The sequence below is a fragment of the Allobosea sp. LC85 genome (genome assembly GCF_000735605.1).
GTDB lineage: Bacteria > Pseudomonadota > Alphaproteobacteria > Rhizobiales > Beijerinckiaceae > Allobosea.
In genome coordinates this window covers 136444-160215 of the sequence record NZ_JPKG01000006.1, presented here as the reverse complement: position 1 = coordinate 160215, position 23772 = coordinate 136444, and the positions used below count along the sequence as shown (strand labels likewise).

Below are 23772 nucleotides of genomic sequence, written 5' to 3'. Positions count from 1 at the left end.
GGCCCGGCCTTCGCCGCGCAGGCGCCGCTCGCAGGGATGTGTGGCGTTCCGGTTCACGCCGGCAGCGGAGCCATTGTGCCGCGCCGCCGTCAGCTTGGCGCGCGCATCTCTCCGACCATCGTCGGTATGAGCTCCGATACGGTCGGATGGATCGGCACCGCGCGCAGGAGCGTGTCGTAGGGCGCGTCTGCGTTCATCATGTCGAGGACCCCATGGATCGCCTCGTCGCCGCTCGTGCCGAGGATCGCGGCGCCGAGGATGCGGCGCGTCTCGGCATCGGCAACGACGCTCATGAAACCAAGCGTCTCGCCCTTCTCGATGGCGCGGCCGACGCGCGTCATCGGCCGGCGGCCAACCAGCAAGGGCCGGCCGCTGGCGCGTGCCTGGGCAAGCGTCATGCCGACACGGCCGAGCGGAGGGTCGATGAAGAGCGCATAGGCGGGGATGCGGTCGCTGACCTTGCGCGCCTCTCCATCGAGCAGATTGGCGGCGACGATCTCGAAATCATTATAGGCGGTGTGCGTGAAGGCGCCGCGGCCATTGCAGTCGCCGATCGCCCAGATGCCGGGAACATTGGTCGCCAGGCTGTCGTCGACCTCGATATAGCCTCGCGGATCCGTCACGACCCCGGCCTTGTCGAGTCCGAGATCGTCCGTGTTCGGGCGGCGCCCGACGGCAAGCAGGACATGCGACCCGATGATCTCCGGGGCACCAGCGGTGCAGTCCACACCGACCGCGATACCCTCGGGGTGGGGGGCGAAGCGAATGCATTCCGCATCTGTCCGGATCTCGATCCCTTCCGCCACAAGGATATCGCGGATCGCCCCCGAGACCTCCTGGTCCTCGCGGGACACGAGATGCGATCCCTTCTCGACAACCGTGACAGCCGCGCCGAAGCGGCGATGCATCTGCGCGAATTCGAGGCCGATATAGCTGCCGCCGATGACGACGAGATGCTCTGGGACCGTGTCGAGCCCGAGGATCGAGGTGTTGGTCAGGTAGGAGATGTCGCCGATCCCGGGCATGTCCGGCACGACGGCGCGCCCGCCGACATTCAGGAAAATGCGCGGCGCGCTGATCACGTCGTCGCCAACCCGCATCCGGTCGGCGCTCTCGAAGCGGGCATGTCCGGTGAAGACCGTGCAGCCCTTCATCCCGCGCAGCCAGCTTTCGACATTGCGGCGCGAATTGGCGGAGATGAGAGCGGCTCGCTCCTTGACCTTCGGCATATCGATGCGGGGCGGCGTGTCCAGGATGACGCCATATTCGGCACCACGGCGCGCCAGATGCGCGGCATAGGCGCTAGCGACCAGCGTCTTGGTCGGCATGCAGCCGGTGTTGACGCAGGTGCCGCCAAAGAGATGGCGCTCGACGATCGCCACAGTCATGCCGGCATTGGTCATCCGGCCTGCCAGTGAGGGCCCGGCCTGGCCGGCCCCGATGATGATGGCATCGAAGGTGCTGTTCATCGCGCGGCCACCACGATCAGCCAGGCAGCGACGATCGCCACCACGTCTTCGATGAGCGCGGCGGGCCTGTCGCGACCGAATGCCTCCGCGAGCCTGGCCCGAACCACGGCCCCGCCAAGCGTGCCGGCGACGGCGCCAGCCGCGCCCGCGATCGCGCCAAGCGCAAGCACTCCGGCAGCGGCGCCGATGGCCGCGCCGGACAGGGCGCCTGTCACGATGCGGCCGCTGAATTGCGTTGGGACCTTGCGGCTGGGTGTCGACGGCAACTTGTCGGTGATCAGTTCGCCGATGGCCAGCGCGGTCAGAATCCAGGGTGTCCAAGCATAGCCGAGGAAGGCCAGCGGGCCGGCGCCGAGGTTGATCCAGCCGAGATAAGCGGCCCAGCTGACGGCGGCGGGCGCCATCATGGTGCGCAGTCCGGCCACAACCCCGATGAGTGCTGCGAGCAAGACTGCCATGGCCTTCCCTCGGACGGCAGGGCGCCGCCTACCAAGACAACGCTAGTGCATCGCGCAGGTCAACTCGTCGCCAACCGGGTCCGCTCCCTCGCGTAAGGTTCTGGTTTCGCGAAAAGGCCGCGCTACACCCCATATTCCTTGCGCCACGCCGCGAAATCGTCGAGCGAGACGTTGGAGCCGCAGAGGATCAGGCCGACGCGTTCACCGGGTTTGAACATCTCCTTGCGCGCGACCGCCGCGGCAACCACGCAGCCAGCTGCCGGCTCCAGCAGCACCCTCCCGTTCTGCAGCACCCAGACCATTTCGCGCACGGCCTCGGCATCCGGCACCGTGACGATCTCCTCCAGATACTGGCGCGCTGCCGCCATGGTGCGCTCGGTCGCGAAGGGGGCGCCGAGCGCGCGGGCGATCGAGGTTGGCCGGATCGGCACCGGCTTGCCGGCTTCCAGCGCCTGGGTCATCGTCGTTGCGCCCTCGGTCTCGACGCCGTGAATGCGCACCGCCGGGTCGAGTCCCTTCAGCGCGGTGCCGACGCCGGCCGCGAAGCCGCCGCCACCGATCGAGATGAAGACGTGGTCGAGGCGCCCGCTGGCGTCATTCGCCAGTTCGAGGCCGAGCGAGCCATGGCCGGCGATGATCGCCGGATCGTCATAGGAATGGACGTTGGTCATGCCCTTCGCCGCATACTCGTCGGCCTTGGCGAAGGCCTCGATCGCGTCCTCGCAAAGTTCGACCTCGCCGCCGGCCTGCCGGGTGAGCTCGACATTGAACGGCGCGACATTCTTCGCCATCAGCACGAGCGCGCGTGCGCCCATCGACTTGGCAACCATCGAAACCGCGATCGCGTGGTTGCCGCCTGAAACGGTGACGATGCCGCGCTTGAGCTCATCCTCGCTGAGCGACATCAGCTTGTTGAAGCAGCCGCGCACCTTGAACGAGCCGCCGAGCTGCAGGCTCTCGACCTTCACCACGGTCTCGACGCCGAGCCGCGCCGAGAGCCCGGCGCTATGAAAGGTCGGGGTGCGCCGCACCTTGCCGGAAATGCGGGTGGCGGCAGCCTGGATATCGGCGAGCGTGACGTCGAAATTCATGGGACTGGACTTCTCTCATGGCCCGGCGGCGCCGGCATCTCGGTGCGCACATCAACGCGTCCGGCGCAGGCCGGTCAAGCCACAGCTGATGATTGACCTGGCTGTCAGGCAGCCTAGCGTGTCGCCACGAAACCTGCCTTCCCGTCTGCCTTCGGAGATCCGACCCTGTGAAATACACCCCCAAGGAAATGCTGGCGAAGCTGGTTTCATTCAATACGGAATCGCAGCGCAGCAACCTCGAGCTCATCCATTTCTGCCGTGATTACCTCGCCGGCCTCGGCGTCGAGAGCACCATCGTTCCGAGCCCTGACGGCCAGAAGGCGAATCTCTATGCCACGGTCGGGCCGGCGGTCGCTGGTGGTGTCGTGCTCTCGGGGCATACCGACGTCGTTCCCGTCGCGGGGCAGGACTGGACCTCCGATCCCTGGACGCTGACCGAGCGCGACGGCAAGCTCTACGGCCGCGGAACCTGCGATATGAAGGGCTTCGACGCGACCGCGCTGGCGCTCGTGCCCGAGATGATCGAGGCCGGGTTGAAGCGGCCGATCCATATCGCGCTTTCCTATGACGAGGAGGTCGGCTGCCTCGGCGCTCGGATCATGATTGACGCCATGGCCGCCGCAGGTCTCACGCCATCGGCCGTGATCGTCGGCGAGCCGTCGATGATGCAGGTCGTCACCGGCCACAAGGGCGGTACGCGGATGAAGACGACGGTGCGCGGTCACGCGGTGCATTCGAGCCGCGTCGACATCGGCGTGCCGGCCGTCATGATCGCCGGCAAGCTGATCGCGTGGCACGACGAGGTCATGACGGAAAACAAGGCCCGGACCCCGAATGATAACGGTTTCGAACCGCCCTACACGACGCTGCATGTCGGCGTGGTCCAGGGTGGAACGGCCGTCAACATCACTGCCGAACATTGCAGCTTCACCCATGAGGTGCGCGTCATTCCCGGCGAGCGCGACAACAATTATGTCGAGCGCTACCGCGCCCGCATCGCCGAACTCGAGGCCGGGATGAAGGCGATCGCGCCCGAAACGGGCATCGAGATGGAAATCACCTCCTTCACGCCCGCGCTCGGACCGGAGCAGCACGGCGAGGCGGAGGCCCTGTCACGCCGGCTGACCGGCGACAATGGCAGCCATGTCGTCGCCTACGGCACCGAGGGCGGGCTCTTCCAGGCGGCCGGCTGGTCGACGGTGGTCTGCGGCCCTGGCGATATCGCTCAGGCTCACCAGCCCGACGAGTTCATCACGGTTGCGCAGCTCGATGCCGGTGCTCGGTTCATCCGCGGCGTGATCGCCGAATTGGCGCGCTGAGAAATATCTGGCGCCACGAACTTCGGTTCGTGGTGCCGGTTTTGCGGATTGCGTGCGAGCGTTGCGCTCGGGGCGCAAGAAAATGCAATCTGGAGCGTTTCTCATCAGCTGTACTGGACGCCACTCGAGAAGCGTCATTAATCTGCCACCTTCTTTTCGCCGGGCGCTTGGGAGGCGTCGGGCGGGAACCGCTCCCGGGAGGAGTGGGTAGCAAAAGCGATTGGGAGCGATCGAATTATGTCATTCAAGACGAACTGCCTTGCCGCGGTTGCGGCTCTGGCGCTGATGTGCGGCGCTGCGCAGGCACAGACGCTGCGCTATGCCAACCAAGGCGAGCTCAAGTCGCTCGATCCCTATACCGTCAACGAGACCACCACCAACGCCCATCTCGGCCACCCCTACGAGGGCCTGACGGCGCGCGGCAAGGACCTCAAGATCGAGCCAGCCCTCGCCGAGAAGTGGGAAGTCTCCGATGACGGCCTGAAATGGCGCTTCTTCCTGCGCAAGGGCGTGAAGTTCCACAATGGCGAGGATTTCACCGCCGACGACGTGATCTTCTCGGCCGAACGCGTCCGCGCCCCCGGCTCAAACTTCACCACGCGCATTCCGACCGACGCCAAGTTCACCAAGGTCGATGATTACACCATCGACGTGACGCTGAGCTCGCCGAACCCGATCCTGAATGCCCAATGGGACACCTGGTACATCATGTCGAAGAAGTGGGCGGAGGCGAATAATGCCGTCGCTCCGACCCCGGCGGCGGCGACCACACCGAGCCATGCCTCGCTCAATGCCAACGGCACCGGCCCGTTCAAGATCGAGAGCCATCAGCCCGGCGTGAAGACCGTGTTCAAGGTCAACGAGAACTGGTGGAACAAGAAGGTCGAGCACAACCTCAAGGAGATCGTTTTCACGCCGATCGCCTCGGACGCGACCCGGGTCGCGGCCCTGCTCTCGGGCGAAGTCGACGTGATCGAGCCGGTTCCGATCCAGGATATCCAGCGCGTCAACAGCGCCGGCAATGTACAGGTCATGACCGGGCCGGAATTGCGCACGATCTTCCTCGGCATGGACCAGACCCGCGACGAACTGCTCGAATCCAACGTCAAGGGCAAGAACCCCTTCAAGGATCCGAAGGTCCGTCAGGCTTTCTACCAGGCGATCGACATCGAGACGATCAAGAGCCGCGTCATGCGCGGTCTGTCGACCCCGTCGCCGTTGATGATCGCGCCGGAACTCTTCCCGCATGCCGGCTTCGCGCGCGCCAAGTTCGATACCGAGGCCGCCAAGAAGCTCCTGGCCGAGGCCGGCTATCCCAACGGCTTCGAGGTCGGCATGGACTGCCCGAACGACCGCTACGTCAATGACGGCCAGATCTGCCAGGCCGTGGTCGGCATGCTGGCTCGCGCTGGCATCAAGGTGAACCTGAACGCCCAGCCGAAGGGCCAGTACTTCGCCAAGGTCCTGAAGTCGGGCGGCTACAAGACCTCGTTCTACCTGCTCGGCTGGACCCCCGGGACCTTCGACAGCCACAATGTGCTGAACGACATCCTGGGTTGCCGCGATGTCGCCGGCTCGTCGCGCGGGGAGTCGAATCTCGGCGGCTACTGCAACAAGAAGGTCGACGCGCTGACCGACAAGATCCTGGTCGAGCCCGATACCGCCAAGCGCGACGCCATGATCAAGGAAGCCTTCAAGATCACGGTGGACGAGTTCGCCTATATCCCTCTGCACCAGCAGGCTCTCGCCTGGGGTGTCTCGAAGAAGGTCAAGCTGACCCAGCGCGCCGACAACTCGGTCCTGCTCTACTACGCTACCAAGGAGTGACGAGAGAGGCGCGCGGAGCGATCCGCGCGCCTTCCTTCATCCTCATCGTCATCCCGGACAGTTGGTGCAGCAGCGCTGAACCAGGATCCGTTGCAGCGCATGGCGCTCCTGCTGGATTCTGGATTTCCGCGTCCTCCGGCCCGGGATGGCCGCGCGTTTTCCGACCTCGGCAAACCGGGGATTCAAGGCGGCCATGTTAGCTTTCATTCTGCGTCGGCTGTTTCAGTCGCTTCTCGTCATGCTGAGCGTGGCGCTGATCGCCTTCGCGATGTTCCGTTTCGTCGGCGATCCGGTGAACCAGCTCGTCAGCCTCGACACGCCGCAGGCGCAGGTCGAGCAGATCCGGCGCTCGCTCGGCCTCGACGATCCCGTAGTCGTCCAGTTCTTCCGCTATATCTACAACGCCGCCCGGCTCGAATTCGGCGTGTCCTACCAGTTCCGGCTTCCGGTGATTTCGCTGCTGGGGGACCGCGCGCCGGCGACGCTCGAACTCGCCTTCATGTCGGCCCTGTTCTCGCTCCTCGTCGGCATTCCGATGGGCGTCTACACCGCGCTGAAGCGCGACAGCTGGCTCGCCAAGATCTTCCAGGCCGTGTCGCTGATCGGTATCAGCCTGCCGACCTTCCTGATCGGCATCCTCCTGATCTACCTGTTCTCGGTCACGCTCGGCCTGCTGCCTTCCTTCGGGCGCGGCGAGGTCGTGAAGATCGGCAACTGGTGGACGACCGGCCTGCTGACCGTGTCCGGCCTCAAGGCGCTGATCCTGCCCTCGATCACGCTTGGCCTGTTCCAGATGACGCTGATCATGCGCCTCGTGCGGGCCGAGATGCTCGAAGTGCTGCGTGCCGACTACATCAAGTTTGCCCGGGCGCGCGGGTTGCGCACCCGGACGGTCAATTTCGGCCATGCGCTCAAGAACACGCTGGTCCCGGTTATCACCATCGCCGGCCTGCAGCTCGGCTCGATCATCGCCTTCGCCATCATCACCGAGACGGTGTTCCAGTGGCCGGGCATGGGCCTGCTCTTCCTGCGCGCCGTTCAGAACGTCGATATCCCGATCATGGCCGCTTATCTGATGCTGATCTCGTTCCTGTTCGTCAGTATCAACCTGATCGTCGACTTGCTTTATGCCGCCGTTGATCCGCGCCTGCGCGCGACGATCGGCGCACACTGAGCCGGCGGAGAATTGAAACCATGAGCATGACGACTCAGCCGCCCGCTTCGCCCGGGAAGATCCCGACCCGCTGGGAGCGCTTTCTCGACAGCGACATTCTCGCCAGCTTCCTGCGCTCCAAGGTGACGATGGTCGCCGCCTTCGTCGTGCTGCTGCTGTTCATCGGCGCGGCCTTCTCGCCCTGGATCGCACCGACCAATCCCTTCGATCCGGCTTCCGTCTTCCTCGCCGACGCCAATATTCCGCCGGCCTGGCAGCAGGGCGGGGAAGCACGCTTCATCTTCGGCACCGACGACCAGGGCCGGGACCTCTATTCGGCCATTCTCTATGGCCTGCGCGTCTCGCTGGTGGTCGGCGGCCTCGGCGTGATCCTTGCCGCCTCGATCGGTATCACGCTCGGCCTGCTCGCCGGCTATCTCGGCGGACGCGTCGACTCGCTGATCATGCGCATCGCCGATGTCCAGCTCACCTTTCCGGCGATCCTGATCGCGCTCCTGATCGACGGTGTCGTCCGTGGCATCTTCAAGAGCGCCTCGCGCGAGGACACGGCGATCTATGTTCTGGTCATTTCGATCGGCCTGTCCTTCTGGGTGCAATATGCCCGCACCGTCCGTGGCTCGACGCTGGTCGAGCGCAACAAGGACTATGTCCAGGCGGCGCGTCTCGTCGGCCTGCCGGCGCCGTTGATCATGCTGCGCCACGTCCTGCCCAACGTGATCGGCCCGGTTCTCGTCATCCTGACGATCAATCTGGCGCTCGCCGTCATCACCGAGGCGACGCTCTCCTTCCTGGGCGTCGGCCTGCCGCCGACGCAACCCTCGCTCGGCACGCTGATCAGCATCGGCAACCGCTATCTGTTCTCCGGCGACTGGTGGATCGTCGCCTTTCCCGGCGTGACCCTGGCGATCCTGGTGCTGGCGGTGAACCTGCTCGGCGACTGGCTGCGCGATGCGCTCAATCCGCGGTTGAGGTGAGCCGATGGCTGTCCCCGTTCTCTCAGTCCGTGACCTGACCGTCGAGTTCGTGACGCGGCGCGGCACCTTGCGCGCGCTCGACAAGATCTCCTTCGATATCGCACGCGGCGAGGTGCTTGGTGTTGTCGGCGAATCCGGCGCCGGCAAGTCGGTCACCGGTTCCGCCATCATCGGCCTGATCGATCCGCCGGGCCGCATCGCCGGCGGCGAGGTCGTGCTGTCCGGCGAGCGTGTCGACAACCTGCCGCCCGAGGCGATGCGCCGGATCCGCGGCAAGCGCATCGGCATGATCTTCCAGGATCCGCTGACCAGCCTGAACCCGCTCTACCGGGTCGGCGAGCAGTTGATCGAGACGATCCAGACCCATACCAGCCTCAATGCAGCGGATGCCCGCAAGCGCGCCATCGCCTTGCTCGACGAGGTCGGCATCCCGGCGGCGGAGCGACGCATCGACGGCTATCCGCACGAATTCTCCGGCGGCATGCGCCAGCGCGTGGTCATCGCGCTCGCGCTCTGTGCCGAGCCGGAGTTCATCATTGCCGATGAGCCGACGACTGCGCTCGATGTCTCGGTCCAGGCCCAGATCATCGCGCTGATCAAACGCCTCTGCAGCGAGCGCGGCACTTCGGTGATGTTGGTGACCCACGATATGGGCGTCATCGCCGAAACGGCCGACCGGGTCGCGGTGATGTATGCCGGGCGGGTCGCCGAGATCGGCCCGGTCCGCGACGTGGTCAAGGACCCGCTCCACCCCTATGCGAAGGGGTTGATGGGCGCGATCCCCTCGATCGAGGGTGATGCGGACCGCCTCGTGCAGATTCCCGGTTCGATGCCGCGGCTCTCGGCCATTCCGCGGGGGTGCGCCTTCAATCCGCGTTGCGCTCACGCCTTCGCCCGCTGCCATGTCGAGCGGCCCGAGCTGACCAAGGTCGGCGACCGGCAGGTCGCCTGCCATCTCTACGACCAGCCCAATGCGGAGATCGCAGCGTGAGCCAGATCCCTCCGCCCGAGGCCCCCTTCGTCCAGGTCCGCGACCTGAAGCGCGTCTTCGACGTGTCGAAACCCTGGCTCAACCGCGTGCTCGAACACGCGCCGAAGCAATATCTCAAGGCCGTCGACGGCGTCTCCTTCGATATCCGCAAGGGCGAGACCTTCGCGCTCGTCGGTGAATCAGGCTCGGGCAAGTCCACCGTCGCGCGCATGGTGGTCGGGCTGCTGCCGCCCTCGGGTGGAACAGTCAGCATCGCCGGCATCTCGATGAACGACGTCGCGGTCGCGCAGGAGCGCCAGCGGATGCGCCGGCGCATCCAGATGATCTTCCAGGATCCCTATGCCAGCCTGAACCCGCGCTGGCGGGTCGGCCGGATCATCGCCGAGCCGATCCGCGCCTTCGACATCATCGAGGGCGAGGCCGACATCAATGCGCGCGTCGGCGAATTGCTGACGCTGGTCGGCCTGCATCCTGATGACGCCAAGAAATTCCCGCACGAGTTCTCCGGCGGCCAGCGCCAGCGCATCGCAATTGCGCGCGCGCTTGCCTCGAATGCCGAGTTCATCGTCTGTGACGAGCCGACATCGGCACTCGACGTCTCCGTGCAGGCGCAGATCCTCAACCTGATGCGCGATCTGCAGCAGAAATTCGGGCTGACCTATCTCTTCATCTCGCACAATCTCGCCGTGGTCCGGCATATGGCGACACGCATCGGCGTGATGTATCTCGGCCGGCTTGTGGAGGTGTCCGAGGGCAAGCAGCTCTTCTCGGCCCCGCGCCATCCCTATACCCGCATGTTGCTCGATGCGGTTCCGGATCTCGCCATGGTCGGCAAGGCGCGTGAGGGCGTGAAGGGGGAGATTCCGAACCCGATCAACCCGCCTTCCGGCTGCACCTTCCATCCACGCTGTCCGCTGGCGTTCGACCGCTGCAAGATCGAGAACCCGCCGGTGATCGACGGTGTCGCCTGTCATGCGGTGAATGGCGACCGGGCGGCGGCGGCCTGAGCCGCGCCGCTCCGGGGTCGATCAGGAGGAAGCCGGCCCGCCGGCCTTCGGCCTGCTATTGACCGCAGGCCGCGGCATCAACGGCGCGAGCGGCCGTTCGGTCCGATATTGCCCGCGGGCGATCGCGGTGAACATCAGGGCGACCGAGGCGAGCGTCATCAGCCACCAGGTCTGGAAGGTGGCAAAGCCCAGAACGGCAAGCGCGAAGGCCGTGACATAGGCGGCAGTGACGCCGGCGGCGAGCGCTCCCGCCATCTGGCCCGCGGCCCTGATCGCGAAGAACAGGCAGATCGCGGCCGAGGCTGCTCCGACGAGGCCGAGCTCATACCAGAACTCGAACAGAATGGTCATTGGCGTGTCCCGAGGCAAGCTGTCCGTCAGGCGGCCGCGTAGCACGGTATCGAGGCCGTGCCCGGTGATCAGCTGAACCGGCTCGCGGCTGACGATGTCGGCCCAGATGCCGAGAGTGAGCGCGAGATCGTCCGGCAAGCGGGAGGCGATCGGCATCAGCAGGAAGGGCAGGAGCGGCGCCAGCAACATCAGCCCGGCCACGATGATGGCGATGGCGCGGGCGGCCACGACGCGATTGGCGCTGATCGCTCCGAAGGCGACCGTGCCGCAGATCATCGCCACCGCCTCGCCATCCTCGAAGCGGGTCATGGCAAGGAGGCCAACGGCGAGTGCGAGGCCCAGCGCGCTCAGGCCGCGCGCCCGCGAGAGGAGCCAGGCGAAGGCGGGCCACGACATGATCAGCACCACGCTGACGCCGCGCTCGACGCCCGGAGATACGCCCGCGGCGCTCATGTTCCCGGCGACCAGCAGCGCGAGCGCAAACAGCGCGGCGACGCCGGTGCCGAGCGGAACGAGGTTGAGGTTCGAGGCGCGCATCCGCTCCGGCAGCGCCGCGGCACCGCAAAAGCCGAGCGCGACGGCAAGAACCAGATTGGTGGCCTTCTCGGTCGCAGAGAGGGTGTAGGGACTCCAGACCAGCGAGAGCACGGCCCATGCCACGAGCCCCATCAGGATCATGCCCGGCCGGCTGAGCAGAGAATCCTTCAGGTTCCTGCCGAACTGGCCCCGTTCCTCGATCAGCGAGGCAATGATGAGCAACGCGACCCCGATCGGCGCGAGCACGACGGCCGCGCGACGCGAGACCAGCGATGCTATCGGCAGTGCCAGCGCAAGCGTGGCGAAGCCGATGCGGCGCAGCAGCAACGCTGCGTCTGCGGCAGGGTCAATCGGGGCATTGGCGTTGTGGCGGATCATGGACGGCAACCGAACAAACGGCTTTGACCGGAGAACACGCCGGACGTCAGCCCCACAGCACCCTAGCTTGTGGCAGCCCGCGCGACTGTAGGTGCGGTGCAACACTGAGCCGGCATCTGACGCAGGGCCATGGCGGCATCATAGCACCTTGCGATCAGGGTTCTGGCTGCGGATGATGTTTCGTGGGATGGAGGGATGATGAATACGCTTGCCGCAATCGTCTACTCCTCCGGTTTCCAGATCGATGCGTTCATGGCGGGCCTTGCCGGCCAGATGAAGCAGCAGGGGCGGAAGCTCGGTGGTGTCGTCCAGCACAATGGCGACGATTGCGGGGATGGCTGTCACTCCATGGCGTTGGAGGACCTTACGAACGGCAGGCGCTTTCCGATCAGCGAGGACCGCGGCGCAGGCGCGTCGGGTTGCCGGCTCGACGTCGCCGGCCTTGCGGCAGCGGGAGGAGCGGTGGCGGCCGCTCTGACGGACAACATCGATCTCGTGATCGTCAATAAGTTCGGGCGGCAGGAGCACCTTGGTCGGGGCTTGCGCCAGGAGATCGCGGCCGCGGCGCTGTCCGGCCTGCCGGTGTTGATTGCCGTTCGCGAGGATTTCGTTTCGGCCTGGCGCGAATTTGCCGGCGATGACTGGACACGATTGCCGGCAGAGATCCGAGCCGTGGAGAGTTGGGCTGCGGCTCGGCTCGCTGTTCCGGCGTGAGGCAGCGCGCCGCCGGCCGTTCGGCTCGCTCCCGCAGATGCTGCGGGATGCGGCGTTTGCAGGCCACGGTATGAATTACCCCCCAACGCTTGGTCTCCTGCTTGCCGGCGGTCTCGCCCGCCGCATGGGCGGTGGCGACAAGCCGCTTCGGCTGATCGCCGGCCGCAGTATCCTTGCCCATGTCGTCGATCGCCTCGGGCCGCAATGCGACGGGCTTCTGATCAACGCCAACGGCGACCTGGCGCGCTTCGCTGCCTTCGGCTTGCCGGTGGTCGGCGACAGTGTGCCCGGTTTCGCCGGCCCGCTCGCGGGCATCCTGGCCGGGCTCGACTGGATGGCTGCGAACCGCCCCGGCCATGTCTGGATGGTCAGCGTCGCGGCGGACACGCCCTTCATCCCGCGTGATCTCGTGCAACGGCTGCATGCGGCCCGCGCAGCCGCGAATGTTCCCCTGGCCTGTGCTGCATCGGGCGGCTGGGCCCATCCGGTGATCGGGCTGTGGTCGGTCGCGTTGCGGGACGATTTGCGGCACGCACTCACGGTCGAGGATGAGCGCAAGATCGGCCGCTGGACTGCGCGCCATGGCGTTGCGACGGTCGAGTGGCCGGTCGAGCCGGTCGACCCCTTCTTCAATGCCAATCGCCCTGACGACCTGGTCGAGGCCGAGCAGCTTCATGCGCGGCTGAACGATGCGTGAGGGGCTGGAGCGATCTTCCGCGGGATGTCCTTCCTTCGCGCGTGGAGGCGCGTAGGCAAACGGGGCCGACTTTCCGACGCAAGCCCATTGGCCAGTCGCTATCCTCAGCCTTCCAGCAATGCCTTGAGCCGCCTCAGATCGCTCGCGACCCAGTCGGCATCGCGGACGAAATCATCGTCGCTCATCTCAGGTCGCTTGTAGAGGGTGAAGATCACCTCGCTGCCATTGCCATTGGCGATGGCGCGCATGGGGTTGTGCATCGGCTCCCCGTGGTCGGGGATCACCGCATGGTCGAGCACGCCGTAAGGATTGGGTTCGCTGAACAGGATGCGCATCAGGCCCATCGGGGTCTCGGCCGCCCAGGTCATGCCTTCGATATGCCTGAAACCATGGCCCAGCCCTTCGGCCCATTTCGGGAAGTTCCTGGGCTCTGCCAGAAAGCCATAGACCTGCTCGATCGGCCTGCCGATCGAGATGCTGATATGGCGCGCGGGCTGAACGGGCATGGACTGACCTCTCTCCGGTCAATCTAGAACAAAATAAGAACATTGGCAAATGCCTGGAACGGCTCCGGCATCCGGTATGCCAGACAGGACGCCCCGTACTGGTGCGGAAGGCAGGTTCATCACGCCAGCCGGGGTGGGCATGCGATCAGGGCCCGCACCTCGGTGAAGCCAGATAGGTGGCGACGGGCTCGTCGTCGGGAGCGCGGGATGGGGGCGGGCCGAGGGCGGCGTCTATTCGATGACGATGCGCGGTGCGGCCCGGGTCTTGCCGCTCAGCCCCGCCTGAACCTGGCGCGCGATGGCCAGATAAGCCTTGGCGTGGGCGCTGTCGGGGTCGCTCGCCACGATCGGCCGGCCGGAATCCGAGGTTTCGCGGATCGGCATGGCGAGCGGGATCTCGCCAAGGAAGGGTACACCGAGCCGCTCTGCCTCGTGCCGCGCGCCGCCATGGGCGAAGATGTCCGATCGGTGGCCGCATTCCGGGCAGATGAAATAACTCATGTTCTCGACGATGCCGAGGATCGGCACCTCGACGCGCCTGAACATCGCGACGCCGCGACGGGCATCGAGCAGTGCGAGATCCTGAGGGGTCGAGACGATCACCGCGCCGGCGAGCGGAGTCTGCTGCGCCATGGTGAGCTGCGCATCACCCGTGCCGGGCGGCATATCGACGACGAGCACGTCGAGTTCGCCCCAGGCGACCTCGCGCAACATCTGGGTGATGGCCGAGATCACCATCGGCCCACGCCAGATCATCGGCGTCTCCTCGTCGATCAGGAAGCCGATCGACATGATCTTCAGTCCATAGGCTTCCATCGGTGCCAGTGTCCGGCCCGAGACCAGTCGCGGCTTGCCGGTGATGCCGAAGATCTTGGGCACGGAGGGACCGTAGATATCGGCATCGAGCACGCCGACCTTGAGGCCGAGCATCGCGAGCGCGACTGCGAGGTTGGCGGTGGTCGTCGACTTGCCGACACCGCCCTTGCCGCTGGCCACCGCGATGATCTGCTTCACGCCGGGTACGCCCGCGGCCTTTGGCAACGCTCCGCCGGGACCTGGCTGGCCATGCGCCTGCTGGCGTGCCTGCGCGGCAGCAGATGGGGCTGGTCGCGAGGGCGCCTTGTCGGCCGTGAGCCCGACCAGGACCTGGGTCACGCCCGGAACACCGCCGACCGCGCTTTCTGCAGCCCTTCGCACGGGCTCCATCGCCTCAACCTCGGTCGGGTCGATGCCGATCGCGAAGATCACCTTGCCGCCGTCGATCAGGATATTGGCGATGCGGCCGGAAGCCCGCAGCGATTGGCCGCTCGCTGGCAGCTTCACCAGCTCGAGCGCGCGCAGGATGTCGGATTCGGTCAAGGCCACGAAGGCGTACTCCGGCTGGCGCGGCGTCAGGCCGCAGCTTTGCGAATATGGAAGACGAGGAGTTCGCCCTCCGAACGGCTGAGCTCGATCGCGTCGCCCGTCTCGCGCATCAGGTTGGGAATGTCGATCGCCGCCATGGGATCGGTGCATTCGACCACGAACAAGGCTCCCGCGTCAGCGCCCTTCAGCGCCTTGCGCACACGCAGCGCCGGCAAGGGGCATTTCAAGCCGCGCAGATTGAGGTCGATCGAGGTCATGGGCCGAGCCTGTCGAATATGCAGTGCTTCATATGATGGCTTCCTGCGAAGGAGCAACCATTGGCCCTTCGCCGCAACGGAGTGCAGGCAACTTTGCTGCCCTGCCAGGGCGGCTCGAAGCGAGATGATCGCGGGCATGAGCAGTGCGGTCCGATCTGTCCGGCTTGACCGGGAAGGGGGCGTGCCAGATGACAACCGGGTGCCCTTTGTGCCCGGTCTTGTTTTGGGGGATTCTGCTTCGATGCGTGTGTTCGGCCTGGCAGGGTGGAGCGGTGCCGGCAAGACGACCTTGCTGACGCGGCTGATCCCCGAACTTGCACGCCGCGGAGTCTCGGTCTCCACGGTCAAGCACGCACATCACGCCTTTGACCTCGATACGCCCGGCAAGGACTCCTACGAACACCGCCGGGCTGGCGCATCCGAGGTGCTGATCTCGTCCGAGCGCCGCTGGGCGCTGATGCATGAACTTCGCGGCGAGCCGGAGGCGCGCCTGCCGGATCTGCTCCGGCGACTATCCCCGGTCGAACTGGTGATCGTCGAGGGATTCAAGCGCGAGCCGCATCTCAAGATCGAGGTGCATCGCGCAGCCAACGGCAAGCCGCCGTTGCATCCAGGTGACCCGACGATCGTCGCGATCGCCTGCGACTGCGCATTTCCCGAGGCGGGCCGCCCTGTTGTCGATCTCGACGACATCGCCGCAATCGCAGAGATTGTGCTTGCGAGCGCAGAGCCGCTGGCAGCCATTCTGGCTCGCGCGAAGCAACAGGATTGAGGGCAGGATGGCGCAGCTCAGCGAGGATTCGTTCGCCTTCGGGGCCCCCCTGATGAGCATCGAGCAGGCGGCTGAACTTGCGGGCCAGCGGATTCAGCCGGTGGACGGCACCGAGCAGATTGCCTTGGCCGATGCCGATGGTCGCGTTCTCGCCAGCGATGTCGTGGCCGGCCTCGATCTCCCGCCCTTCGCCAATTCCGCCGTGGATGGCTATGCGGTGCGCTTCGTCGATCTGGCGTCAGCAGGTGAGACCCGACTCGCGCTCTCAGGCCGTCTCGCCGCCGGAGCCGATGCGGCCGGCGTCGCGACTGCAGGCGTGGCCGTGCGGGTCTTCACGGGCGCGCCGATACCGGAGGGGGCCGATACCGTCTTCATGCAGGAGGATGTGACGGCGGAGGAAGGCTTCGTTCTTCTCCCGGCAGGCCTCGCGCAAGGTGCCAATGCCCGGCCGGCCGGCGAGGATATCGCGCGCGGAGAGACCGCCCTGTCGGCAGGTCGGCGCCTGCGGCCGCAGGATCTCGCGCTGCTGGCCGCGCTCGGCTGCGTCTCGGTCGAGGTTCGCCGCCGGCCGCGTGTCGCGATCTTCTCGACGGGCGACGAGCTGGTGGAGCCCGGGGCGCCCTTGCCACCGGCCGCGATCTACGACGCGAACCGGGCTGCGTTGCGGGCCATGGTGGCGCGGGCGGGTGCGGATGTGGTCGACCTCGGCATTCTGCGTGACGAGCCGGACAGCCTGGCTGGACGCTTGCGCGAGGCGGCCCGGAGTTGCGACCTGATCCTGACCTCCGGCGGCGTTTCGACCGGCGAGGAGGACCATGTCAAGGCGGCGGTCGAACAGGCCGGCGCGCTGGTCTTCTGGCGCATCGGCATCAAGCCCGGCCGGCCGGTGGCCATGGGCCTCATCGAAGGCGTACCGTTCATTGGCTTGCCGGGAAATCCGGTTGCCGTGTTCGTTACCTTCGCCTTTGTCGCACGCCCGGTCGTGGCGCGGCTCGCGGGCTCGGCCTACGCTGCTCCGGTGCCGTTGCTCGTCAGGCTCGGCTTCTCCTATCGGAAGAAGCCGGGACGGCGCGAATATGTCGGTGTTTCGCTCGCTTCGGGAGCAGATGGTGTCAAGATTGCATCGAAGCATCCCCGGGACGGAGCCGGCGTCATGACCTCGCTGACACGCACGGACGGGCTGGTGGAACTCGCGGAGGAGCTGACACGCATCGAGTCCGGAACCCTCGTGCCGTTCCTCGCCTATGATCTCCTGATCGCCTGAAGCATCGGCCCGAAAAGTGGATTGCGGTTTTCGGGAAAGCCGATGCGAACGCAGAAGGCTATTGCATCGGCCCGAAAAGTGGATTGCGGTTTTCGGGAAAGCCGATGCGAGCGCAGAAGGCTATTGCATCGGCCCGAAAAGTGGATTGCGGTTTTCGGGAAAGCCGATGCGAAGACAGAAGGCTAGATTTCGGACCGGATACGATATCCGGTCCGATGGTCGAGCGAAGCGCTCAGTCGCGCCGGAATATGACGCTGGAGAGCCAGCCGAGGAGCAGTGCCATGGCCGCCGTGGCCAGCCCGTAGAGGAAGGGACGGTCATGTGCGCCGGTCGCCAGCCGCTGCTCGATGCCGGTCTTGATCACCTCGAAATTGGTGGTCTGGCGCGCCAGCATGGCACCGCCTGAATAGAGCGCGATCTCGATCTCGTAGGAGCCGGTGGGGGCCGTGGCGGGCACCTCGATCGGGGCGCTGAACAGCGTTTCCGACAGGAAGGTGACGCCGCGCTCGTCCTGGGCATAGAGGCCTTTGTCTTCAAGGATGCGGATCAGTGCCTGGCGAAAGCGGACGCTGCTCTCCTCATAATAGAGCTCCGGCGGCGAGCTGCGCTGTGTATTGGCGAGCCCGATCCTCTCGCGCCGCGCCGCATCGTCGTTGACGATCTCGTTCAGGGGCCGGTTGCTCGACACCATCAGGAATATCGGGCGATCGACGAAGCGCCGCTGCGTCCGGTTGATCCAGATCGGGCCGAGCCGCTCCTTCTCGCGGACGATCAGCATGCGCTGCGGCCCGCGCACCGTCACCACGATGTCGTATGGATCGCCGCGCGCCACGGTCCGCCCGCCGCGCTCGACCAGGCCGAAGACCGTCAGCTGATCGCCGGTATAGTTCGAGGAGATCTGGATCTGATGGCTCGACACGGATGCGATCAGCGTTTCCGCACGCGCTGCCGTTGCCGCGATGGCGGTCAGCAGCAGAGCGCCGGCCAGGGATCTGAGGCCCTTCATCGCGCGCTCTCCGGCAGGACGACAGAGAAGGGGTCGCTTGGCGGGATGAACAGCTCGATTGCGAAGCGCAGGCCCACCGACAGGATCAGCAGTGCGAGCAGCAGACGGAAGGAGTCGACATTCAGGTTGCGCGCCGCCCGGCCGCCGAACTGGGCCCCGATCACGCCGCCGACCAGGAGCAGGGCCGCCAGGATCAGGTCGACCGACTGGTTTGTGAGGGCGTGCAGCATGGTTGCGCCCGTCATCGTGACCAGGATCTGGAACAGCGAAGTGCCGACGACGACCGCCGGCGGGATACGGAAGAAATAGATCAGCGCCGGCACCAGGATGAAGCCACCGCCCACGCCGAGCACGGCGCCGATGAAGCCGATCGAGACCGCAAGCGCGGCAATCGGGATGACGCTGGCGTAGAGCTGCGAGTTGTGGAAGCGCATGCGCCAGGGCAGCTTCATCCATTGCGGATGGGTGCCGGCCTGACGGCGCAGGCGTGCCGGCTTGCCCGCCTTGGCCCGCAGCGCCGAGCGCAACGCGTCATAGAGCATCAATCCGCCGATGATGGTGAACAGCGTCACATAAGATAGCGTGATGACCAGATCGAGCTGGCCGAGCCGGCGCATCGAGTTGAAGAACAGAACGCCGAAAATGGTTCCGATGATACCGCCACCGACCAGGACGCCGCCGAGCTTGAGGTCGAGCGCCTTGCGACGCCAATAGGTCAGGACACCGGTCATCGACGAGCCGGCGACCTGGGCGGCCACGGTGGCCACGGCAACCGCCGGAGGGATGTCGAGGAAGATCAGGAGAGGGGTCAGCAGGAAGCCGCCGCCGACCCCGAACAGGCCGGAGATGAAGCCGACGGCACCGCTCAGGCCCAGCACCATCAGGATGCTGATCGGCAGTTCCGCGATCGGAAGATAAATCTGCACCTTTGCCCTCGTGTGCCGGCGCGGCTTGAGATTCGGCGCCGGCTCGTCCCAGATTGCACCAATCCGGTTAGGCAAATCCTTATCGTGACGAAGAAAGGGTTGCGGCCGGATCGGCTGTAGTCGCGATCAACCCCTGATGGATGCGTAACGCGTCGAAACCATGACAGGCAGGCAGAGGGCCTGTCTTTCAGGCATCAGCTGCGAGCCGGCTTTGCTGGCTTTCTGACGGCTGCGCTTGTGTTGTCCTCCCAACCCTGCGTCGGTGCCGCAACTTCGTTGGCACTAGGCTCAAGCACCTTTGCCTTCCAGGAGTCGACAGCGAGCTTCGCCGCTGCCAGGTCGTTGGCGTTGAGGCGCCCGGCGACCTCGTCACGCTTGCGGGCCGCATCGTCGTCGCCCTGCTTGGCGGCGATGGCGAACCAGAGATAGGACTGACCGAGGTCGGCCGACACGCCGAGGCCGCGGCCGAGCAGAACGGCGAGATTGTACTGGCTGTCGCGCACGCCTGCGTCCGCGGCGCGGCGGAACCATTCCGTCGCCGTCGCATAGTCCGCCTTGCCGTCGACGCCCTCGGCATAGAGCACGGCGAGATTGTGCATGGCCTTGGAATTGCCGCGCTCGGCGGCACGGGAGTACCAGACCCGCGCGAGCGCGATGTCGCGCTGGGTGCCCACGCCCTTCTCGAACATGTTGGCCAGTCGGAACTGCGCCGGCGCCAGCCCAGCGACCGCGGCGCGTTCGAACAGGCGTAAGGCCAGCTTCGGATCGCGTGTCGCGTTGCTGCCATCGGCAGCGCGGTTGGCCAGCTCATAGACGGCACGGGCGTCGCCTGCCAGGGCGGCTTTACGGAGGCCCGGCGTCCCAAATCCGGCAGGCAGGTCGCCGAGCCCGGTGACGGCCTGAACCGGATCGGGTGCGGCCGCTGGCGGAAGTGCGGCAGTCGCCGCCGGTTGGGTGGTCGAACTGGTGGTTTCGGGGGAACCCAGGCTCGGGGCTGCCGGTCCGGCGAAGGCGGTGGCCGGGCCGAGCTCGACCGGCGAAAGCACCGAGTTCTGGTCTTTCGCGGGCTTGGCTGGAGCTTCGGGAAGGGCGGGTTCCGGGGCAGCGAGGGCGGGAGCGGAGGCAGGAGACTGAACGGTTTCGTTGCCGGCCGCCTTCGTCTTCGGGCCTTGCAACGCGCCGGTGACGACATGGGCGGTGCCCATGGCAAGAACGACGGCGGCCAGCCCGAGCAGGAGCGGACGGCGACGCTTCTCCATGATCTCCTTGAGCTTGCCGCCCTTGGAGGTACTGGTTCCGCCGCGCTCGGCTTCCGCCGCAGGAGCAGATGCGGCGGCTTCAGAGGCAGCCTTTGCCGAACGCCGTGCCGCGGCAATCAGGTTCTGGCGGACCGATTGCGGATCCTGGGCCGTCGCAGCCGGAGCGGTCGGAGCGTCTGGGCGTGGCCGGCCCGAGCCCGGTTCGAGGGGCAGGTCATGTGATCTGGCGGCAGGTGCTTCTGCTGCGCGTTCGGTCGGTCGTGTCTCCAGCCGGGCGCCAAAGCGATCCTCAATTGCGGCGCTCATGCTGGCTGGAAGCGCCAGGCCGCGCGCCGGCGGCGTGGTCGAGGGACGTGCCGGGGCCGGAGTGAGCGCGACCTCCTTCCGCTCGAGGCCGAGCTCGGCTTCGAGGCTGGCGAGGCGCGAGATAATCGTCTCGAGGGTCTGGTGGACGGCGCCGATTGCGTCCTGCGTCTCTCGGCCGGAGGCGGCGTTGCTCTCGCGCAATCCGGATACCAGGGTGCTCAGCTCTGCAAAGCCTCCCGCCTGGGCGGGGGCCTTGCTCGCCATATCGGCCATGGCGGTGCGTGCGGCGCGCTCGGCCGCGGCCGCGGTGTCTTCGCGCACGGTCTGGAGGTGACGCACAAGGTCCTGCAGCGTGCGCTCGATCCCGGTCTCGGCCGAACGCGTCGCGACGGCCTCGTCGAGTCGGCTGGCGAGGCCGGCGATCTGCTGTTCGAGCGCATCGAAGGAATCGGATTCGGCGCCTGGGCGTCCCGCCTCGTCGATCTTCTCGGCGAGGCTGCGCAGCATATCCTCAACCGGGCGCATGTCGACGCGCGCGACCTGGACGTTGCCGCCGTCATGGACCATCTGGGTCAGGTTGCTGGAGGCTGCGAGACTCTCGATCCGGGCGGCCAACCCTTCAATCTGCCTCGTGACCGCTGCCGGGCCATGATCCGCCAGCGTCTCGATCTGGTGCTGCAGGCTGTCGATCCGGTCCGCGAGCTGGTTCGGCTGCCGATCGGAGACATCCTCGAGCTTGATGATGAGGGCTTCAATCCGGCGCGACAGCTCGTTCGATGCCGGAGAGCCGGAGGCGCCGATTTCGTTGAGCCGCGCGAAGAGTTGCTCGGTCTGAGACGTGATCACTTCGGGGCGCATCACGGGCAGCGAACCGACCTTGTCGGCCAACGCCTCGACTTGCCGCGACAGCGAAAGCAGCGGGGCGGGATCGCCGAAGCGGTCGGTCAGCAGCGCGTCGCGCACGTCCTCGATCGCCTGGGACAGGCCGCGCATCGAGAGCGCATCAGGCTGGCCGTCGCGCAGCCGGGCGACTTCGCCCGCCAGAGCCGAAACCTGATCCGAAAGATCGCCGAGGCGGTTGTCATCGCTGGTCGTGGCGAGCAGTTCGCGCAATTCCGCGATGTCGCGAAGCACCGGGGCCAGTGCAGCGCGGTCGCTGCCGCGCGCTGCGAGAGCATCGACCTTGGCGGCGAGGTGCGCGATCTCCAACTCGAAACGGGCATAGCTCTCACCGGAGTTTTCGCGGGCGAGGCGGGCCACTTCGGTTTCGATCCGTGCCAGCGGCCTCAGGATCGGTTCGATACGGTCGTTCCGGTCCAGCCGCTCCAGCTTCGAGCCGAGATCGGCGATCAGCTTTTCCAGAGCCGGCGTCTCGACATGGCGTGGTGCCGCAGCCGGGGAAGGGCGCTCGGACATGTGAGATGGATGGTCGCTCGCGGCACCCACCCTCTCGCTCAAGGAACGGAGATCCTGCCGCAAGGCCGCGACTCGGCTCTCGCTCAGCCCTGTCCGGCCCGAGGGGGCGGCTTCGGAGTCGGTATCCAGCATGCGCTGGCGCGAGCGGATATCCGTCACCGCTGCGGCCAGGCCGTCGCGGTTCAATGCCGGGCGGGCGGCGGCAGCCTTGCTCTGGGCATCGAGTGCCTTGCGCTCGATCTCGGCGATGCGTTCGCCCATCGTCTTGATCGCATCGGCGATGACGGTGGTGGCACGCTCCTGGCGCTCGGCAATGCTGCGCTCGCCGCTTGCAAGACGGTTCTCGGTCTTCTCGATCCAGCGCGCGATCGAATCCAGGGCGCCGGCCGTCTTGACGCTCGATTCCCGGGTCATGCGCTCGGCCAGGGCTGCCTGCGAAAGCGCGGCCTCGATCTGGCTCCGCGACATCTCGGGAGCGAACTGCGGCGCCGCAGCGCTTGCTGCAGCCTGCGAGGAGGTTTCCATTTGCCCCTGAGAGAGCTTGGCGAGGCGCTCGGACAACGCCGCGATGTCGAGCTGCTCCAGCGGAGCGGCTGTCGGCCCGCTCTCCTCGGCCTCGACTCGAATCTTGTGGTCCAGCCATTCACCCAGGGTCATACCGGCGCGGCGCGCAGCCGCCTTTGCGGCATCGCGGGTGCGCGGATCAACGCCCTTGACGCTCCAGGGCAAGCTATTGGCCATGATCTCGCTCGCCTAAGGGGACCGGTCTTCAGTCGGGATGCGCAGCCCCCTGGCGCCGCAGCTTCCCCGCGCGAAACAGGCGATCGTGAAGATTCAGTTGCCGCTGACGACGGCCTGGCTCGCAGACCCGACTTTTGGCCGTCACGGTAAACGGACGGTTAATATCCGGCGGCTGGCCGTTAATTTTTTGCAAACGCCAGGGGGCGTGGACGGGGCGAATGGCGGGCTCGTAACCGTAATTTACCCCCAATTGGCCGATATTACCTGACGCTAGGATATGGGGCGAGCTATTCCCCCTACCCAACGGAACTTCGTCGCCATCGATGCCGGCGGTTCCCTGCGTCCAAACTTTTAAGGAACTCCATGTCGCGCCACAGCATTGCTATGGCGGCCGGCTCTTCAGATACCGGCCGCACATCGTCGACGCCTACTTCCAGTGAAGCCGACTCGGCTGGTGGTTTCACCATCAGCGACCTTGCCCGCGATTTCGGGGTGACCCTGCGCACCCTTCGCTTCTATGAATCACGCGGTCTCCTCGCTCCGGCCCGTTCGGGCATGACGCGTATCTATTCCGGCCGCGATCGCTCGCGGCTTGCGCTGATCCTCAAGGGCAAGCAGCTCGGTTTCACGTTGGTCGAAATCCGCGCCATGCTCGCCAATGAGGAAAAGAAGGGCGAGGCTGGTGCAGAGAAGTCGGCCTCGGTCGGAGGGCTGCAGCTAACCCGGGGCCAGATTGCCGAGCAGCTCGAATTGCTGCGGTCGCAGCAGGTCGAGATCGAGGGCGCGATCGCCGAGCTCGAAGCGACGCTTGCGGGCCTCGACAAGGCCTGAGCGCCTCACAGCATGGATGGCTGGTCATTTGATCAGGATTGACGGCCCCGGACGTGTGTCTGGGGCCGTTTTGTCATGCGCCGTTCTGTCATGCGCCGTGCCTGGGAAATGCGACAGGCTGCGGCAACAAAATGGC

The 23772-nt window shown here is 66.2% G+C and carries 21 protein-coding genes; 11 read left to right on the top strand and 10 right to left on the bottom strand.

The genetic code is table 11. The annotated features are described in order from the left end of the window. Positions 1–89 precede the first annotated feature (89 nt). The 3 genes from FG93_RS01810 to FG93_RS01800 all read right to left on the bottom strand — a co-directional run bounded on the left by FG93_RS01810 (position 90) and on the right by FG93_RS01800 (position 3018). The gene (locus FG93_RS01810) at positions 90–1469 is read right to left on the bottom strand and encodes an FAD-containing oxidoreductase (protein WP_043231191.1); all 1380 of its coding nucleotides are present in this window, start codon (positions 1467–1469) and stop codon (positions 90–92) included. Further along, a complete protein-coding gene (locus FG93_RS01805) occupies positions 1466–1927 on the bottom strand; it encodes a membrane protein (protein ID WP_043231189.1) in 462 nt (153 codons plus the stop codon). The genes FG93_RS01810 and FG93_RS01805 overlap by 4 nt, the downstream gene beginning before the upstream one ends. Before the next feature lie 122 nt (positions 1928–2049). After that, entirely contained in the window at positions 2050–3018 is a 969-nt protein-coding gene (locus FG93_RS01800; protein WP_043231187.1) for a threonine/serine dehydratase, read from the bottom strand. Positions 3019–3185: 167 nt separating this feature from the next. Here FG93_RS01800 and argE point away from each other — a divergent pair, with 167 nt between their 5' ends. From argE to FG93_RS01770, 6 genes are all read left to right on the top strand, one after another. Then, positions 3186–4337: an acetylornithine deacetylase gene (argE, locus tag FG93_RS01795; protein WP_244448466.1), complete on the top strand. Its 1152-nt coding sequence runs from the start codon at positions 3186–3188 to the stop codon at positions 4335–4337. Between the two features lie 285 nt (positions 4338–4622). Next, complete coding sequence (locus FG93_RS01790) at positions 4623–6164, top strand: ABC transporter substrate-binding protein (protein WP_244448478.1); 1542 nt, start codon at positions 4623–4625, stop codon at positions 6162–6164. Positions 6165–6357: 193 nt separating this feature from the next. Next, on the top strand, positions 6358–7338 hold the full coding sequence (locus FG93_RS01785) for an ABC transporter permease (RefSeq protein ID WP_043231755.1): 981 nt from the start codon (positions 6358–6360) through the stop codon (positions 7336–7338). 26 nt (positions 7339–7364) lie between these two features. Continuing rightward, positions 7365–8312, top strand: a complete 948-nt coding sequence (locus FG93_RS01780) for an ABC transporter permease (RefSeq protein ID WP_043231753.1) — start codon at positions 7365–7367, stop codon at positions 8310–8312. Between the two features lie 4 nt (positions 8313–8316). Continuing rightward, positions 8317–9303 (top strand): ABC transporter ATP-binding protein, encoded by a 987-nt coding sequence (locus tag FG93_RS01775; protein ID WP_043231180.1) that lies wholly within the window; start codon positions 8317–8319, stop codon positions 9301–9303. 5 nt (positions 9304–9308) lie between these two features. Further along, positions 9309–10310, top strand: coding sequence for an ABC transporter ATP-binding protein (locus tag FG93_RS01770; protein ID WP_052513327.1), 1002 nt, complete (start codon positions 9309–9311; stop codon positions 10308–10310). A gap of 21 nt (positions 10311–10331) precedes the next feature. Here the strand turns inward: FG93_RS01770 and FG93_RS01765 are convergent, their stop codons facing one another. After that, a complete protein-coding gene (locus FG93_RS01765; protein WP_043231178.1) occupies positions 10332–11576 on the bottom strand; it encodes a hypothetical protein in 1245 nt (414 codons plus the stop codon). Positions 11577–11771: 195 nt separating this feature from the next. Here FG93_RS01765 and FG93_RS01760 point away from each other — a divergent pair, with 195 nt between their 5' ends. Beyond that, positions 11772–12290 (top strand): DUF2478 domain-containing protein, encoded by a 519-nt coding sequence (locus tag FG93_RS01760; RefSeq protein ID WP_081881242.1) that lies wholly within the window; start codon positions 11772–11774, stop codon positions 12288–12290. A 70-nt stretch (positions 12291–12360) separates the two neighbouring features. Further along, positions 12361–12987 (top strand): molybdenum cofactor guanylyltransferase MobA, encoded by a 627-nt coding sequence (gene mobA / locus FG93_RS01755; protein ID WP_043231746.1) that lies wholly within the window; start codon positions 12361–12363, stop codon positions 12985–12987. Positions 12988–13091: 104 nt separating this feature from the next. Here the strand turns inward: mobA and FG93_RS01750 are convergent, their stop codons facing one another. The 3 genes from FG93_RS01750 to FG93_RS01740 form a co-directional block, all read right to left on the bottom strand. After that, positions 13092–13493, bottom strand: a complete 402-nt coding sequence (locus FG93_RS01750) for a polyketide cyclase (RefSeq protein ID WP_043231175.1) — start codon at positions 13491–13493, stop codon at positions 13092–13094. Positions 13494–13724: 231 nt separating this feature from the next. After that, on the bottom strand, positions 13725–14858 hold the full coding sequence (locus FG93_RS01745; RefSeq protein WP_043231173.1) for an Mrp/NBP35 family ATP-binding protein: 1134 nt from the start codon (positions 14856–14858) through the stop codon (positions 13725–13727). 26 nt (positions 14859–14884) lie between these two features. Continuing rightward, complete coding sequence (locus FG93_RS01740) at positions 14885–15115, bottom strand: sulfurtransferase TusA family protein (RefSeq protein WP_043231170.1); 231 nt, start codon at positions 15113–15115, stop codon at positions 14885–14887. 241 nt (positions 15116–15356) lie between these two features. Here FG93_RS01740 and mobB point away from each other — a divergent pair, with 241 nt between their 5' ends. Continuing rightward, positions 15357–15887 (top strand): molybdopterin-guanine dinucleotide biosynthesis protein B, encoded by a 531-nt coding sequence (gene mobB, locus FG93_RS01735; RefSeq protein ID WP_043231168.1) that lies wholly within the window; start codon positions 15357–15359, stop codon positions 15885–15887. Positions 15888–15894: 7 nt separating this feature from the next. Continuing rightward, on the top strand, positions 15895–17151 hold the full coding sequence (gene glp, locus FG93_RS01730; RefSeq protein ID WP_043231165.1) for a gephyrin-like molybdotransferase Glp: 1257 nt from the start codon (positions 15895–15897) through the stop codon (positions 17149–17151). Between the two features lie 232 nt (positions 17152–17383). Here glp and FG93_RS01725 read toward each other — a convergent pair whose 3' ends face one another. The 3 genes from FG93_RS01725 to FG93_RS01715 all read right to left on the bottom strand — a co-directional run bounded on the left by FG93_RS01725 (position 17384) and on the right by FG93_RS01715 (position 22805). Beyond that, positions 17384–18157, bottom strand: a complete 774-nt coding sequence (locus FG93_RS01725; protein ID WP_043231163.1) for a TIGR02186 family protein — start codon at positions 18155–18157, stop codon at positions 17384–17386. Then, positions 18154–19083: a sulfite exporter TauE/SafE family protein gene (locus FG93_RS01720; RefSeq protein WP_043231744.1), complete on the bottom strand. Its 930-nt coding sequence runs from the start codon at positions 19081–19083 to the stop codon at positions 18154–18156. The genes FG93_RS01725 and FG93_RS01720 overlap by 4 nt, the downstream gene beginning before the upstream one ends. A 194-nt stretch (positions 19084–19277) precedes the next feature. Next, complete coding sequence (locus tag FG93_RS01715; protein ID WP_043231161.1) at positions 19278–22805, bottom strand: SEL1-like repeat protein; 3528 nt, start codon at positions 22803–22805, stop codon at positions 19278–19280. Positions 22806–23168: 363 nt separating this feature from the next. Here FG93_RS01715 and FG93_RS01705 point away from each other — a divergent pair, with 363 nt between their 5' ends. Further along, positions 23169–23636, top strand: coding sequence for a MerR family DNA-binding transcriptional regulator (locus tag FG93_RS01705; protein ID WP_244448465.1), 468 nt, complete (start codon positions 23169–23171; stop codon positions 23634–23636). Positions 23637–23772 lie beyond the last annotated feature (136 nt).

What these genes read in the sequence shown, in the direction of transcription:
- FG93_RS01810 (WP_043231191.1), bottom strand. Translation starts at nt 1,469, where the DNA reads ATGAACAGCACCTTCGATGCCATCATCATCGGGGCCGGCCAGGCCGGG.
- FG93_RS01805 (WP_043231189.1), bottom strand. Translation starts at nt 1,927, where the DNA reads ATGGCAGTCTTGCTCGCAGCACTCATCGGGGTTGTGGCCGGACTGCGC.
- FG93_RS01800 (WP_043231187.1), bottom strand. Translation starts at nt 3,018, where the DNA reads ATGAATTTCGACGTCACGCTCGCCGATATCCAGGCTGCCGCCACCCGC.
- FG93_RS01790 (WP_244448478.1), top strand. Translation starts at nt 4,623, where the DNA reads ATGTGCGGCGCTGCGCAGGCACAGACGCTGCGCTATGCCAACCAAGGC.
- FG93_RS01785 (WP_043231755.1), top strand. Translation starts at nt 6,358, where the DNA reads ATGTTAGCTTTCATTCTGCGTCGGCTGTTTCAGTCGCTTCTCGTCATG.
- FG93_RS01780 (WP_043231753.1), top strand. Translation starts at nt 7,365, where the DNA reads ATGACGACTCAGCCGCCCGCTTCGCCCGGGAAGATCCCGACCCGCTGG.
- FG93_RS01775 (WP_043231180.1), top strand. Translation starts at nt 8,317, where the DNA reads ATGGCTGTCCCCGTTCTCTCAGTCCGTGACCTGACCGTCGAGTTCGTG.
- FG93_RS01765 (WP_043231178.1), bottom strand. Translation starts at nt 11,576, where the DNA reads ATGATCCGCCACAACGCCAATGCCCCGATTGACCCTGCCGCAGACGCA.
- FG93_RS01760 (WP_081881242.1), top strand. Translation starts at nt 11,772, where the DNA reads ATGATGAATACGCTTGCCGCAATCGTCTACTCCTCCGGTTTCCAGATC.
- mobA (WP_043231746.1), top strand. Translation starts at nt 12,361, where the DNA reads ATGAATTACCCCCCAACGCTTGGTCTCCTGCTTGCCGGCGGTCTCGCC.
- FG93_RS01750 (WP_043231175.1), bottom strand. Translation starts at nt 13,493, where the DNA reads ATGCCCGTTCAGCCCGCGCGCCATATCAGCATCTCGATCGGCAGGCCG.
- FG93_RS01740 (WP_043231170.1), bottom strand. Translation starts at nt 15,115, where the DNA reads ATGACCTCGATCGACCTCAATCTGCGCGGCTTGAAATGCCCCTTGCCG.
- mobB (WP_043231168.1), top strand. Translation starts at nt 15,357, where the DNA reads ATGCGTGTGTTCGGCCTGGCAGGGTGGAGCGGTGCCGGCAAGACGACC.
- glp (WP_043231165.1), top strand. Translation starts at nt 15,895, where the DNA reads ATGGCGCAGCTCAGCGAGGATTCGTTCGCCTTCGGGGCCCCCCTGATG.
- FG93_RS01725 (WP_043231163.1), bottom strand. Translation starts at nt 18,157, where the DNA reads ATGAAGGGCCTCAGATCCCTGGCCGGCGCTCTGCTGCTGACCGCCATC.
- FG93_RS01715 (WP_043231161.1), bottom strand. Translation starts at nt 22,805, where the DNA reads ATGGCCAATAGCTTGCCCTGGAGCGTCAAGGGCGTTGATCCGCGCACC.
- FG93_RS01705 (WP_244448465.1), top strand. Translation starts at nt 23,169, where the DNA reads ATGTCGCGCCACAGCATTGCTATGGCGGCCGGCTCTTCAGATACCGGC.